This window comes from Microbulbifer mixtoriginis (SeqCode) (genome assembly GCF_052467515.1).
The window spans coordinates 4,445,407-4,459,318 of the sequence record NZ_CP174314.1 but is presented as its reverse complement, the minus strand read 5'-3'; the positions used below and the strand labels follow the sequence as shown (position 1 = coordinate 4,459,318).

At 51.2% G+C, this 13,912-nt stretch carries 13 protein-coding genes; 3 read left to right on the top strand and 10 right to left on the bottom strand.

Annotated elements, in window-relative coordinates; genetic code table 11:
* Positions 1-36 precede the first annotated feature (36 nt).
* Complete coding sequence (locus ACJJIT_RS19210; RefSeq protein ID WP_444899375.1) at positions 37-570, top strand: acyloxyacyl hydrolase; 534 nt, start codon at positions 37-39, stop codon at positions 568-570.
* Positions 571-622: 52 nt separating this feature from the next.
* Here the strand turns inward: ACJJIT_RS19210 and ACJJIT_RS19205 are convergent, their stop codons facing one another.
* The 3 genes from ACJJIT_RS19205 to ACJJIT_RS19195 all read right to left on the bottom strand — a co-directional run bounded on the left by ACJJIT_RS19205 (position 623) and on the right by ACJJIT_RS19195 (position 2,732).
* The gene (locus tag ACJJIT_RS19205; protein ID WP_444899374.1) at positions 623-1,021 is read right to left on the bottom strand and encodes a hypothetical protein; all 399 of its coding nucleotides are present in this window, start codon (positions 1,019-1,021) and stop codon (positions 623-625) included.
* 27 nt (positions 1,022-1,048) lie between these two features.
* The gene (locus tag ACJJIT_RS19200) at positions 1,049-1,546 is read right to left on the bottom strand and encodes a hypothetical protein (RefSeq protein ID WP_444899373.1); all 498 of its coding nucleotides are present in this window, start codon (positions 1,544-1,546) and stop codon (positions 1,049-1,051) included.
* A 298-nt stretch (positions 1,547-1,844) separates the two neighbouring features.
* Complete coding sequence (locus ACJJIT_RS19195; protein ID WP_252084054.1) at positions 1,845-2,732, bottom strand: LysR family transcriptional regulator; 888 nt, start codon at positions 2,730-2,732, stop codon at positions 1,845-1,847.
* A 124-nt stretch (positions 2,733-2,856) separates the two neighbouring features.
* On the opposite strand from ACJJIT_RS19195, the gene ACJJIT_RS19190 reads away from it, so the two are divergent.
* Both ACJJIT_RS19190 and ACJJIT_RS19185 read left to right on the top strand, forming a co-directional pair.
* Positions 2,857-3,633, top strand: a complete 777-nt coding sequence (locus ACJJIT_RS19190; RefSeq protein ID WP_444899372.1) for a ferredoxin--NADP reductase — start codon at positions 2,857-2,859, stop codon at positions 3,631-3,633.
* A 139-nt stretch (positions 3,634-3,772) separates the two neighbouring features.
* Entirely contained in the window at positions 3,773-4,333 is a 561-nt protein-coding gene (locus tag ACJJIT_RS19185) for a lipocalin family protein (RefSeq protein WP_444899371.1), read from the top strand.
* On the opposite strand, the gene ACJJIT_RS19180 is transcribed toward ACJJIT_RS19185, so the two are convergent.
* The 7 genes from ACJJIT_RS19180 to ACJJIT_RS19150 form a co-directional block, all read right to left on the bottom strand.
* Entirely contained in the window at positions 4,325-6,016 is a 1,692-nt protein-coding gene (locus ACJJIT_RS19180) for a hypothetical protein (RefSeq protein WP_444899370.1), read from the bottom strand. The two genes, ACJJIT_RS19185 and ACJJIT_RS19180, sit on opposite strands and share 9 nt — an antisense overlap.
* On the bottom strand, positions 6,013-8,241 hold the full coding sequence (locus tag ACJJIT_RS19175) for a hypothetical protein (protein WP_444899369.1): 2,229 nt from the start codon (positions 8,239-8,241) through the stop codon (positions 6,013-6,015). The genes ACJJIT_RS19180 and ACJJIT_RS19175 overlap by 4 nt, the downstream gene beginning before the upstream one ends.
* A complete protein-coding gene (locus tag ACJJIT_RS19170; RefSeq protein WP_444899368.1) occupies positions 8,234-9,439 on the bottom strand; it encodes a BatA domain-containing protein in 1,206 nt (401 codons plus the stop codon). The genes ACJJIT_RS19175 and ACJJIT_RS19170 overlap by 8 nt, the downstream gene beginning before the upstream one ends.
* A 1-nt stretch (position 9,440) precedes the next feature.
* A complete protein-coding gene (locus ACJJIT_RS19165) occupies positions 9,441-10,343 on the bottom strand; it encodes a DUF58 domain-containing protein (protein ID WP_444899367.1) in 903 nt (300 codons plus the stop codon).
* A 5-nt stretch (positions 10,344-10,348) separates the two neighbouring features.
* Positions 10,349-11,347, bottom strand: a complete 999-nt coding sequence (locus ACJJIT_RS19160) for an AAA family ATPase (protein WP_444899366.1) — start codon at positions 11,345-11,347, stop codon at positions 10,349-10,351.
* 2 nt (positions 11,348-11,349) lie between these two features.
* A complete protein-coding gene (locus tag ACJJIT_RS19155) occupies positions 11,350-12,075 on the bottom strand; it encodes a DUF4159 domain-containing protein (RefSeq protein ID WP_444899365.1) in 726 nt (241 codons plus the stop codon).
* 204 nt (positions 12,076-12,279) lie between these two features.
* Positions 12,280-13,911 carry a TldD/PmbA family protein gene (locus tag ACJJIT_RS19150; RefSeq protein ID WP_252084063.1) on the bottom strand — a complete coding sequence of 544 codons (1,632 nt, stop codon included), beginning with the start codon at positions 13,909-13,911 and terminating at the stop codon, positions 12,280-12,282.
* Between the last annotated feature and the right edge of the window lies 1 nt (position 13,912).

The following is a 13,912-nucleotide window of genomic DNA, read 5'->3' as shown; positions in this document are numbered from 1 at the left end:
TTAATAGATGAGTGACCTTTAAATAAGGGATCGTAGATGAAGTGGATACTGGCTGTAGTTACAATAATTTTCTTGGCTCAGCCAGTATTAGCTGACGATTTGTTGTTGAGTTTTGGTGGTGGACCACAGCCGGATTCAAAACAAAATAACAAGACCTTTGGCTTAGACTACTCCTTTAAAACGTTTAAAAAGAGTTATCGGCAGCATATTGATATAGGTGTAAGTTACACAGAAATTAGTACTAGTGCGGATGAAAATAAACGCATAAGGGCTTTTTCCATTTACCCGCAGTTAAATCTGTACCCAAGGCAAAGAAGTTGGGGGCAACCCTTTTTCTTTGTTCGAGCATTGGGCCCCAGTTATATATCTAGTAACTATTTAGGCGATCGACGCCAAGAGAACAACTTTTCTTTTCAGGCGCAGGTGGGTTATGGCGCAAGAATTAACTGGAGGAAAAAGGAGGATCTGGTACTAATGGTATCTTGGAAGCACTTTTCAAATGCTAATTTGTTTGATAAAAATGATGGTATAGATATGCCATTTGTCTTAAATGTTGGCATAAGGCTTTAAAAAATACTCGTATTCTCCCAATGATAGATATCATTGGGAGAATACTTAAGCTTTAAATTGATAACTGCTTAATAATCGCATCATTCAAGTTACGTACCCAGCGATTATAATTTCTGTGGATAGTATAGTATTTTTCATTGTAATCAAGCAGGTCGCTATCTTTATAAGTAATACTATAATTATCCATATCGTATTTGATATCTGCTTCAGCGTGATGTTTGCGAACGTTAATTGAAGCGATTATTTGTCCAGGGGCGACCTCACGACAAGTCCAGTTTCTTGCTATACATCCCGCGATAATTGATTTTTTAATGGTATCCTGAGTTTGTGCAGAACCATCAAGGCGGTCAGGAATACTTCTATCTTGGATATTCATCACTGGATTACTGGTACAGCCAGAGAGAGTTAATGCAAAAGCCGCAGAGAATAATATTTTCTTAAAGTTTTTCATTTAAATATCTTATTGGTAATTTTAGGGTTAAATTTCGTGGTTTTTCTTCATCCACTTCGCTACATCATTACCAAGTGTATGAACACAGCGTTGGAGTACTTGGCAAGAGTTTTTAAAATTTGCACCAAATCCACCGCTAGAATTTCTAGTATTAGTAAAACTGTCTACTAATTTTCCATTATTGTAAAGTTCCGCTTCAATAGATACCGACTTTCTATGTCCTAACCAAGCGTTACCAGAACTCAGGGCATTTAGAATACTTAGTTTGAGGCTATAGCCCTCTGACTGAGGATTTAGTTCAGACGTTGAAGAGATATAGTATCCATATTTACTAAGAAACTTCTGGGTCGAATTAGAAAACTGCGAGCCGAGATTCGGGCATTCACTAAGTATATTGGCAGCAATTACTTTCTCATCATGATAGTGAGCTGCTGAATTGATCTTAATGACATCTTTTGCCATTGCTAAAGAAGAGATACTTAAAATTGTACCAGCTAGTACGACTTTAAATCCGCTGATATTCATATTGCCTCAAAGGAATATTACAACTGCCAGGAAGTATACAGATGTAGCCAAATTGATAAATTGTCGAATTTTTATGCGCGATAATTTACCAGATAAGAAAGCCTGACAATAGTGGTTAAACGAACTTTAGGACAGATAATTTTTTACTGAAAAGAAATATCGGAACTCAATATTCATTTTATACCCATCAGTCATCTTTAAATTTCTCGACACTGACAAATGTATATTGCCGTCAAAAGCTAAAATTTAGCAGTTGATACCGTAGTGCTCGGAAAACTCAATCTTATTGAGGGTTCATTTAATTGATTTCGATGGATTGGCATAACTCCAACCATCGCTCAATCCCCGCACTTCTATATTTTTGTCGATGTAGGGCGAAATAAAATTCTCTGTGAAAATTTCTCTGTGATACCGGCAATTCGATTAATGAGCCCCGCTTCAGGGCATCAGCTAAAGAGACTCTAGATAGGCAGCTGATACCGAGCCCAGCTTCCACCGCTCGCTTAATGGCCTCTGTATGTTGAAGCTCCAACAAAATATGGAGTTTTGGTAGTAGTCCGACCATTGCACGCTCAAAAGTCTGACGTGTACCGGAACCGGGCTCCCGGGTAATCCAGGTGGCTTTGAGCAGATCTCTGTCTGTCAGACGCTTGCGTTTGGCGAGGGGATGAGAGGGGGCGCAAAAGACGACCAATTCATCACTGCGCCAGGGAATCATTTCCAGATCTGGGTGATTAAACTCGCCCTCGATAAGCCCAAGGTCTAACTCAAAGTTGAGCACCCGCTCTGTAATTGCCGAGGTATTGGCGACTTCCAGCTCCACTCGTGTGCCGGGTTGCTCTTCCATGTATCGCGCCATTACATTCGCTGCCAGGTAATTGCCAATAGTTAGGGTTGCCCCTATTTTTAGGCGCCCCAGATCGCGATGACTGGCGAGGCTCTGTTCTAATTCCTGTGCCCGTTCCAGCAGTTCCTCCGCCTTGGGCCATAGTTGCCTACCCAGCTCATTCAGGCGCAGGCGCTTGCCGGTGCGCTCGAATAAGCGCAGCTCAAACTGTTGTTCGAACTCTTTCAGGGCGGTGGAGGCGGCAGATTGGGACATGCTCAGGCTCTCTGCCGCACGGCTCACATTCTCGTGGTGGGCACAGGCCAGGAATACCTCCAGTTGGCGCAAGGTATAGCGCAAAGGGAATTCTCCACTTAATCGTTAAAATAGATAATGAATATCGAAATATCCCACTTTGCCAATAGATCTTCCAGGGCTAAAATTCAACTATTAAGAGACTCGTGGAATAATCGGTTTTAAGTTTATGTCCAAATTGAATATAGAGAAGGTGTTGGATGTCCATCATTGGAACGACACGCTGTTTAGCTTTAAGACCACCCGGGATTCGGGTTTTCGCTTTGAGAACGGACATTTCACGATGATCGGTCTGCAGCAGGACAACGGCCGTCCACTGCTGCGTGCCTACTCCATTGCTAGTGCCAACTACGAAGATGAGCTGGAATTCTTCAGTATCAAGGTACCAGATGGCCCCCTGACTTCTCGTCTGCAGAAGATTGTGCCGGGCGATGAGATCTATGTGAGCCAGAAGCCCACCGGTACTTTGGTTGCGGATCACCTGTTACCGGGCAAGCGCCTGTGGTTGCTGTCTACGGGCACCGGCTTGGCACCTTTCATGAGCATTATCAAAGACCCCACTGTCTATGAGCGTTTTGACCAGGTAATCCTTACCCACGGGGTGCGCTATGTCTCTGAGCTGGCCTACCAGGAGCAGATCGAGAATGAGCTACCTGAGCATGAGTATTTTGGTGAGATGGTACGCGAGCAACTGCTCTACTACCCGACTGTGACCCGTGAGCCCTACCGCAATACCGGTCGCCTGACCGACTTAATGTTGTCCGGAAAACTTTTTACAGATCTGGATGTGCCCAAGCCGAATGTTGAAGAGGATCGCTTTATGCTGTGCGGTAGCCCGGCAATGCTGAAGGATCTCACCAATATCCTAGATGACTGGGGATTCAAGGAGACACGCGCAGGGGTACCGCACGAGTATGTGATTGAGCGCGCTTTCGTCGAAAAATAAGTTGGCCAGTCCAGCGATAAAAAACCACCCTTGCGGTGGTTTTTTTATGGGTGAAATACAAACTCTCGAAACTATCCTGACCTTGTGAAACCCTTGTCTTCTATTTTGATTTGAGGGTGAATTTGCTGGGAGTGGCTAGATGAAGCAGTTTTCCCTGGGAATACTACTGTTTTCCTTCCTGTGGTTAGGTGCCTGCACGCGGGTACCGGAGGGGGTTGAGCCAGTACAGAATTTCCAGCTGCAGCGCTATTTAGGCCACTGGTATGAAATAGCTCGTTTGGATCACTCTTTCGAGCGCGGGTTGACCCTGGTAACTGCGGACTACAGCCTCAATCCTGATGGTTCCGTCGCGGTCATCAATACGGGTTACTCAAAAGCACGTGATGCCTGGCAATTAGCGGAGGGGCGGGCTGAGTTTGTCGGTTCCAAGGATGTAGGCCACTTGAAAGTATCTTTCCTTGGTCCCTTTTACTCTTCCTATATCGTAATTGCCCTGGCAGATGATTATAAATATGCGATGGTGTCCGGATATGACAAATCCTATTTGTGGATATTGTCCCGCACCCCAACTATGCCAAAGGATGTACTGGAGCAATTTATACAGAAAGCCAAGGCGATGGGTTATCCCGTCGATCAGCTGATATTCCCCAAGCAGGAGGCGCAGCCGGGTAATAAACCCTCCGCGCAGTCTTCAAGATAAGGGCCTGTTTAAGATTCTGCGCTCCCTCCACCAGCTTGTGCAGACCAATAACAGCAAAATCAAAGCCGGCCATTGGCGCTCAATAGGCATTTTGCCTGAGTGACGATTATCAACTGGCCCCAAGCGTGCGGCGGCCATTTGTCGGGCCTCCCTGGCATTTAGGGACCGTTGCCACTTGGGCCAGTCCTGTTTGGCAAAGATATAGAAGTTTAATACCGGCTCCCCATCCATATCAGTCTTAAGCTGATGCCAGCCAGAACCCTGTGGCCAGAAGCTGTAGCACTGGCCCTGGGAATTACTACTTACGGCGACACCACTGATGGGTAGGGAGTTTTCTTGGGAGCTTAATAATATTGGTCTCTGATTAGAAAAAAGTGGGCTGCATAGGGTGGTGCGTTCCTGAGTCCGCGGTAACTTATTGGAGAGGGTTACTGGCGGCTGACTACCCAAATGCTTGAGTTGGTAATCAATAATGGACTTCCACAGGCTGGCGAATTCAGTAGCAAACCCACTGGTTAGCCAGCGGTGGCTGTCGCTAAATAGAATAAAACCCAAGTGCTGCGTCTGGGTTGAACGTCCCCAGAAAAGGGGAGTTTCTTCATTATCCAGTAAGAAGTCACTGGAGCTGGGCTGCACGGCTATAAAGCCAGAATTGCGCAGTGGGGGAATCTCCGCATTGGCCGCTTTTTGGTAGCCAAAGCTGGAATGTAAGTGGGTGGCTTCTTCCTTTTGTAGAGGCATGGATTGGGCAGTAGCGTACTGGAGAAACTCTTCAGAGCTATCGCTAGTGACTAACCACAACAGTGACTTTGTAGTGGCCAGCTCGTTGAGCTGACGCTTTTGCAGAGCAGAAAATTGTGGCCACAAACTGCTGTCGAGTATCACTAAATCGAAGGGACTTTCATTCGTGAATAAATCCGCAGACCCGGTAAGTGGAAGGCCGTTGAGAGTTTCTTTTCTACTGATTTCAGGTGCCAACTGGGTCATCACTTGTGCTGTTACACCGGATTGGCGCAGCCAGCGAGAGAGGGCTGCCGTCTCAAAAGAGGGGCGTGCCAGCCACAGTAACAATTTGGGCTGGAGCGGTTCTCGCACCAGGATGGGTAAAGGATCTGTATGGATTTCGCCGGTTTCGCTTTCCGTCCGTACTCGGTATAGCTGGGGGCCCGCGAGTTTTGGAGTGGCAGTGAGTTGTGCCTGAATTGCTTCTCCCACTTTCAGCTCAAGACTGTCTTCAATATGGCCGTAGGGATTGAGCAGACTAATTTGTCGGTTTTCAGTCAGTGGCTGGTTGTTGTGAACCTTTAACTTTAAAGAATCACCCAGGGTAATTCGCCGCTGCCAGTCGAATTCCCAGCTGCTATCAGATTCCTGGATATTCGATAGCTCCAGGCGCACTGGTGCCAGGTCCCGCAGTTTGTCGCGGCCGAGTGGCTCCCCATTGAGGGAGATATTTTCCACACCATTGAGATTTATTGGATGTGAACTCGCAAGCGCTTTGCTGTCGATAGAGATATTGCGCTCGGCGGGAATGATTGCCGGTGGCTGCCAGAGCATCCAGGCACTCAACCAAATCGCCAGTTGCAGGCCATAGTCGAACGGTTTGGCGCCTCGGCGGCGCAACAGTACGAGTGATGCTAAACAGGCCAACAGGCACAGGCCGGGTATCAAGAAATCAATCACAATGATTTCCCCCCTTGCTGGTGTAGCCAACGGCTGAAATGGCCGTCGGCCTCTGTTTGCAAAGGCAGTGAAGGCGCAGATTCCGGTGCTGGCAGTAGCTGATAGAGCAGCTGATTCAGGGAGTTTGTGCAATCAATGCAATTCGGTTGCTGGTGGCGCTGCTGGTATAAACGCAGCTGTTTGGATAGCTCCAGACCGAGATCTAATGATTGCTCTGTGGCTAGCTCATTTATCTGCACCAGCAGATCGGTATCGAGTTCGGCGCCAGCATCTACCTGGGCCATTAGGGCGAGCACCTGTGCTCTTTGTTTTTGTTCAAAGGCACTGTCGACAGTTTCTGGCGCTACGTCTTCCCGTTCACCGCTAAGCCGGCGGCTTTCGTCTATGGGGGGCGCCTCGAACCCGACTCTCTGTAAGTAAATACGCGAAGCCTGCTGTACTTCCTTGATAAAGCGCAGAGCCCGGTGCTGATGGGGCAGGGAGGCCTGGGGCTCTATAACCGACAGGTCGCGCCAGGAACTCCACATGGCATTCAGCGCGTTGCGCAGTAGCTCCTTGGTCTGGGGGTCGAACAGGGTGGCATGTTCAGAGCTGTCATGCTGATGCCCGGCGGAAGCGACTATGCGTGCTGCCTGTTGGAAGTGGGAATCCCGCTGTACGAAGGGAGTCGCATTTTCTTCGCCATGTGCCTGGTGCTCACCTTGTTCTGTATGATCGTGGCTATGGCCGTGTTCGGACTCCTCTTCATCATCGTGCTCCTCGGTCTCTGCGTCAGAATGCTCCGCTTCCGAATCCTCTTCGCCGAGAAAGCGGCCGTAGCGCATGCGCAGCAAATTCTGTTCATAGGCTAAACCCTCGGCGCGTTTGCGAAATGCCTCCGGATGCAGCTGTTCTCGCTCGGATAGCAGGGCCTCGGTATCAATAATCAGCTGGCGTTGGCTGCGGAAGTACTCCGGCAATATTTTAATCGCCATACCCTCGCTGTCGCTCAGCCCGAAAATCTCTTCTTGCGGCCAGCGCAAGATAAAGTGTTGGCTCTTGGCAACGTTGGCGCTGGGCTCGCGGTTATCCCTGGCTTCCAGATACCAGTAGAGTTCATCTCCCGCTTCCATGGAAAACTGGTGGATGGGCAGGGTGAAATCGTAGCGAGCTGCTTTCTTATCTTCCGAGGGGCTTGTTGATAAAGCAGTGGATTGCAAACTGGTGAGTGGAATACGCTCTTCGCGAAAGCGTAAATTTTCCCCGGTGCCGCTGGCGAGGGTGACCAATAAATCTGCAGAACTCACCTGGTAATCATCATTAATGATTACTTTCACGGGAATACCCTGGGAGCTCCCTTGAATGGTATCGACGCGCAGGCTGGGTGCCTCAAAGGTAAACTCCGGGGCACTGTCTTTATGCACCCGAATATTATGGATTTCCGGCAAAAGTATTTGGCTCTCCGCGAATTGCACTGAAAGCTGGTAAAAGTCTGCCTTAGCGATAGTGCGTTGTAATTGCCATTTTTTACTGGGTAGATTACCTAGCGGAGAAAAGGCGAAGCGCTCAGTTTCAGCCAACATTTCCAGCCCTTGCACCGGCTGATTCAATTCGAGTTGCCACTCGACCTTGGACTGCTCCGGCACATCGATTTGTAGGGATTGGCTTTCGGCTGTGAGCCCAGTGTAGGCGGGCGGCTGGATATGGGTTGCCGCGCGCATTATGGCAAGCTTTTCGGCAACGGGAATAGCTGTATTTTGTTGCGTGGTCTCAGTTTTATCCCCGGTGAAGTGAGAATTGCTCAGTACAAATAACAATAGTCCCAGGCAGGCACCGAAGGCATTTGTCAGGGCACTGCGGAGTTTTTTTGGACCGAAAAACGACCGGTCGCCACTTTCCAGCAGTTGTTGCAGCGCTGTTTCGATACGCGTGCGCTGTAATTGCTGTAAAGGACTTAGGGCGGTTTTCTGTTGGCTAAGCAACTGGCTGCTGTCTTGCAGCTGTGGATATTGTCCATCCAACTGTCGACATAGGCTCTCGGGGCTGGGGCGCCAGCTGCGATCCAATAGAATTGCTACAACAATAATTCCGAGCCAGGCGAGCAATAGCCACTGTGGCCAGCCGAATACAAAAATACCCAAGCCAGCCAGAAGGCTGAGGCCAGTGGCAAGCCAGAGATAGGGCCGCAGGGCTGCCAGTTGCCAGCGCCTGCGCACAGCGTTAAGGGTTAACTGACGCTTATCCATGGTCGGCCTCCCCGTTACTATCGGTTGCCATAATGACTGCAGGTCGCGATAGGACAATTAGGCGTTCAAAAGCCAGAAGTAACAGTAGGGCGATAATTAACCAGGGTTGCAGTTGTTCAATACGACGGTTTTCCACCTCGCTGTCTTCTACAGGAAGGCCTGCCATTATTTTGCTAGCAGACCAGTGGCCACGATTTTCGTGCTGTAGCGACCAGTCTTGCCCAGACCACTGCTGCCATAAACGTTCAGGTAAATCTGCGCGGCGATAAAACACCTCGCTGTACCAGTCACTTTCGTAGCGCAGCCAACTTCCCCGTCCCACTGAGGCCACCTGAGTTGACTGGCTGTTATCCACAGCAACGAAGTTGAGATTATCGGTAGGGGGGATACTGTTGTCGGTGATTAACAGGCCGCCGCCTGTAACAAACTCCAGTACGATTTGTGGCAAGGGAGCGGTGTCTGTGTAGATAAGCCAATCTGTCTGCTCGACGCTGGGCACCTCTTCTCGTTCCAGAATATGCACCGATAGTCCCGGCATATTGCTTTGCCAGTCTTCCAGCACTGGTGCCCACCAGCTGGGCGGTTTGCCCATTAAAGCGATACTCGGTAATACCGGGCTCGGAGCTGTGGATGCTTTATCGAGGCCATGCCACTGCCAATGGGGACTGACTCTTAGTGCCTGGTGGGACGCTGGAACTCCGTTGTTTATCAACAGGATATGAGCCCTACGCAAATCCGCCCGGCGTGATAGTGCTGATAGAGTTTTCCACAGGTCCACATTTTGTGGTGGGGGTGAGGTTACGGAAGGTGTTTCTGGGGATAACCACAGCACTTTATAACCTTCCCCCACAAGCTGCGGCAGTGAATTGTGGATAAATGTATTCGCTTCGCCCGCCCCAATTCTGGGGTCCACCAGTATCACGCCCTCTTGGGGATAAATTTCCCGTTTAATCAGCGGCTGAGCCAACAAACTTGTCAGCAGGGCGACGATTAGCAGGCGCAATAGCAGCAACCACTTGTTATCCACAATAGGGCGGCGCGCGCGACTCTGTGAATATCTTTGTACCCATTGCAGCGCAGCAAAGGAGATCTGCTGTGGATTACTTCGGCGCAGCAAATGAATGGCGATAGGGATAATCAGGGCTGTGAATAGCCATAGCCACTGTGGGGATTGAAATAAGTTATTTATCCACAACATCTCAGCACAACCTGCCGTGCAGCTGAATAAATTGCCGCAATGACTTTTCCACAGGCTGCTCGATAAGGTCGGTCTGTAGTGAACATTCCTGTGTGGCAAAGCGTGCTTTTAACTCGCTCTGTGCATGAGCAAAAGCATCCAGGTAAGACTGGCGTTGCCGCTCGGCGTCCACTTCTAAAGTTGCGGGCGTACTGGCGCTTACTTCTGGATTGAGCAGCTTTAGCTCTCCGCCAAAAGGAAAAGTCTGTTCTGCCTCAATTAACAATTGCAGTGGCAGGCAGGGGCGGCCGGCGGCATGCAGGCGTGCGACAAAATCGCCGATCTCATTACCTTGTTCAAAAAAATCACTCAGCAATACCACCTGACAGGGCCGCTCAAAGTATTGCCACAGCGGCGCCAGTTGAGCGCGATCTGGCCAGTGGTCGTTGGCGTCGAGTTGTTGTAGCTGAAGAGCGATTTGACGCTGGTGGCTCTCGCCCTGGCCTTCCGGCACATAAACCGTCCGACTGCTGTTAAACGCCAATAGAGAAAAGCTGTCTCCCTGGGCGTTGAGCAGCCAGCATAGGCTGGCAATCCAGCACTTGGCGTAATGCAGTTTATTCAGGCTGGGCTCGACAAAGCTTGCCTGGTCCAGGGAGGCGCTGGTATCGAGCACAAAGCACACGTGCATACGGCTCTCCTGCTCGGTCTCGCGCACATAGTAGCGATCACTGCGGGCGAACAGTTTCCAGTCGATATGGCGGATGGAATCGCCCGCTTGATAGCCTCGGTATTGGTGAAATTCCAGGCCAGTGCCACGGCGCTGGCTGTGTTGCACACCGAGCATCACGCCCTCGGCAATATGTCGCGACAGCCACACCAGGTCGCGACAACTGGCCAGGGTTTTGGGGGACAGGTATTCCACGCTGATCAGTCCCGGCCCGGTTCCGGCACCGCTGCCAGTAGTTCTTCAATCAGCTGTGGCATCTGCACGCCATCGGCCTGGGCCTGGAAGCTGAGCAGCACCCGGTGGCGCAGCACTGGCAGTAACAGGCTGCGGATATCCTCGCGGGTGACGGCGAGGCGTCGTTGCAAAAGGGCGCGGGCCTTGGCGGCGAGAATCAGAGCCTGCCCCGCGCGGGGGCCGGCGCCCCACTTGATCCACTGTTGCAGGGTATCGCTGCCGCTGGTTTCCATACGGGTAGCGCGCACCAGTGTCGCCACGTAGCGGTACAAATCGTCGCTAACATGAATTTCCCGCACCAGTTGCTGCATTTCGCGCAATTGCTCCGCATCCAGGCTGGGGCTGGGTTTGACCCTGCTGGCACCGGTGGTGGAGCGCAGGATTTCAACTTCATCCCGCTCATCGGGATAGTCGATATGAATATTTAACAGGAAGCGGTCCAGCTGAGCTTCCGGCAGTGGATAGGTGCCGGCCTGTTCGATGGGGTTTTGTGTGGCCAGTACGAAATAGGGATCGGGCAATTTGAGTGTTTTACCGCCCACCGTTACCGAGCCTTCCTGCATGGACTCCAATAGGGCTGCCTGGGTTTTCGGCGGTGTGCGGTTAATTTCATCGGCGAGCAGGATATTGGTGAAAACCGGGCCCTGCTGGAATTTAAAAAAGCGCTTGCCGGTGCTGTGATCCTCTTCGAGGATCTCACTGCCAAGAATATCTCCGGGCATTAAATCCGGGGTGAACTGCACCCGCTTAAAATCCAGCGCACTGGCATCGGCGAGGGTTTTTACCAGCAGGGTTTTACCCAGCCCCGGCACTCCTTCGAGCAGGGCGTGGCCGCCGGCCAACAGGCAGATCAGCATCTGCTCCACCACAGGTTTCTGGCCGACAATCACCCGTGCAATTTCCTGCTGAAGATGGTCGAGGCTGTGCAGTTGTTCTTCGATACTATTTTCCAGGGTGGTCAGCATAATCAGCTCGTCAGTGCGTAAATAACAATGTTCACCGCAAATTTTGTGTTATCGATGGCGAGCCAGCGTTTGTTGCGGTAGTCGTAGTCCCATTCGCAGCCGAAATCTTTGTTGCTGTAAAGCACGGCGATACGGCCGTTTACAACAATGGCTTTCAGGTAGTCGTGTACCAGATCATCACCCCAGCCATTTAATTCAAAGCTGGTTACCGGCAATTCATCGAATTGAAAGAAACAGCGGTAGAGGTCGTGATCGTCTGGGAGCTTTTGCAGGCAGTCTTCGCCAAACAGCTCGGCCATTTGCGCTTCGAAGGATTTGGCAAAGAGACCGTCGATATCGTGGTTGCAGTCGTCGACAAATACAAAGCCACCGCGATTGACGTAGTCGCGAAAATTCTTGGCCTCTTCCGTGGTGAATTGCACCAGCTTGTGTCCGGCCAGGTAGCAGAAAGGCGCCAGCAGCATTTTCTTATCGGCCAGCGGCACTATGTGCTCTTTGGGATCAACCCTGAGATTGGTGTATTCCACCAGTGAATTGAGCAGGTTGGAGGGCATGCGCTGATCCACATCCCAGTCACCGGACTCGTACATCAAGCGGGTGAAATAAAAATCGTAGTGCTCCTGCGCACTACCCGGTGCGGTATTTTGTGCGCGTGTGCCCAGCGGCAGCGCTGCGGCGCAGCTACCCAGGATCAGGCGCTGGAGAAAAGCCTTGCGGGTGAGGGACACGGGATAACTCTGTTACTGCGTTGGTTTATTGTTAGCTAGAAAGGAAAGTAGGTACTTCACTCAAGACCGTATGAGGCATGGATGCCGATTACGAGCGTACAGGGACGTATTAACAGCGTGTCTTGAGTGAAGTGCCTGCTTTCCTTTAATCATAACGCTAGGGCCATACCGGTTATCCGGCCTGACCCCTGCGTGGATCAGTGATTAGCCCAGCTTGCGCTTGGTGTTAATCACATTGATACCGTCGAAGCGTGCAGTGGAACTACCGTGGGATACCGCACTGGTTTGCATCGGCTGTCCCTTACCGTCAAAGAAGGAACCACCCAGGCGGTAATCATCTTTGTCGCAGACCTGCGAACAGGCATTCCAGAATTCCTGGGTGTTGGACTGGTAAGCGACGTCCTCCACCATGCCGGTAATCTTGCCGTCTTCAATCTCGTAGAACAGCTGTCCACCGAACTGGAAGTTGTAGCGCTGCTGATCGATGGAGAAGGAACCGGCACCCACAATATAAATGCCTTTCTCCACATCCTTGATCATATCGTCAACACTCAGCTCCTCCTTGCCAGGCAACAGCGAAACGTTGGACATGCGCTGGAACTGCACGCTGGACCAACTATCTGCGTAGCAGCAGCCGTGGGATTTCTTTTGCCCCAGCATATGTACCTGGTCGCGGGTGGCCTGGTAGTTCACCAGTACGCCGTCTTTTACCAGATCCCAGTTGCGGGTCTTCACGCCTTCATCGTCGTAGCCGACGGCGCCGAGAGAGCCGGGTTGTACCTTATCGGCAAACAGGTTGACCTTGTCGCTGCCGTATTGGAATTTGCCGCTGCGCCATTTATCGATAGTGGCGAAAGAGGTGCCGGCAAAGTTGGCCTCGTAGCCGAGCACGCGGTCCAGCTCCAGCGGGTGGCCGACGGATTCATGGATGGTGAGCCACAGGTGGCTTGGGTCCAGCACCAGGTCGTACTTGCCCGGTTTGACCGATTTAGCCGTGAGCTTTTCCTTGGCTTGTTGCGCCGCCAGGCGTGCGTCTTCGGCCATATCGTAGGAATCGCGATAGAGCACCGTCTGCGCTTGGATCTTGTCTTCGGCGCGGCCATCCAGGTATTCAAAGCCGCGTCCTACCGGCTGGCTGAGGCCCTGGCGCGTGCGGAAGCCACCGGTTTTCTTGTCCACCGCGGTGACCGAGAAGGGCGCCCACAAACGGTGAACATCCTGGTCGATATAGGAGCCATCGGTAGAGGCAAAATACTTTTGCTCATTCACCAGGTACAACATGGAGTTGATATAGCTGGCGCCGGCATCCAGGGCAGACTTGTTCACGTCCATTAACAGGTCCACCTTGTCGGCCAGGGGGATCTGCATAGCGTTTTTCTGGATCGGTGTCTGCCAGCTGACTTCGCCATGACCTTTCACCGGGGCCAGTTGTACTGGCTCCTGCTGGTACTTGGAGTTGGCCTTGGCCGTGGCTACTGCCTGACGGGTGGCGCGGGCGACGCCATCGGCGGTCAGGTCATTGGTGGCAGCAAAGCCCCAGGTGCCATTAGCAATAACCCGAATGCCCATGCCGATAGATTCGGTGTTCACCACGTCCTGCACTTTCATCTCGCGGGTGATTACGTATTGATTCAGGTAGCGACCAATACGCACATCGGCATAAGTGGCGCCGAGTTTAGTGGCGGTATTCAGGGCGACATCGGCAAATTCTTTTTTTACCGAGAGATCAATACCGCTTTGCGTCAGTTTGCTCTCGGCCACCAGATTGCCGGACAGCGGCAACATGGAAACACCCAGGCCGGCACCGCTGAGCTGGAGAAATTTTCTTCTATCCATT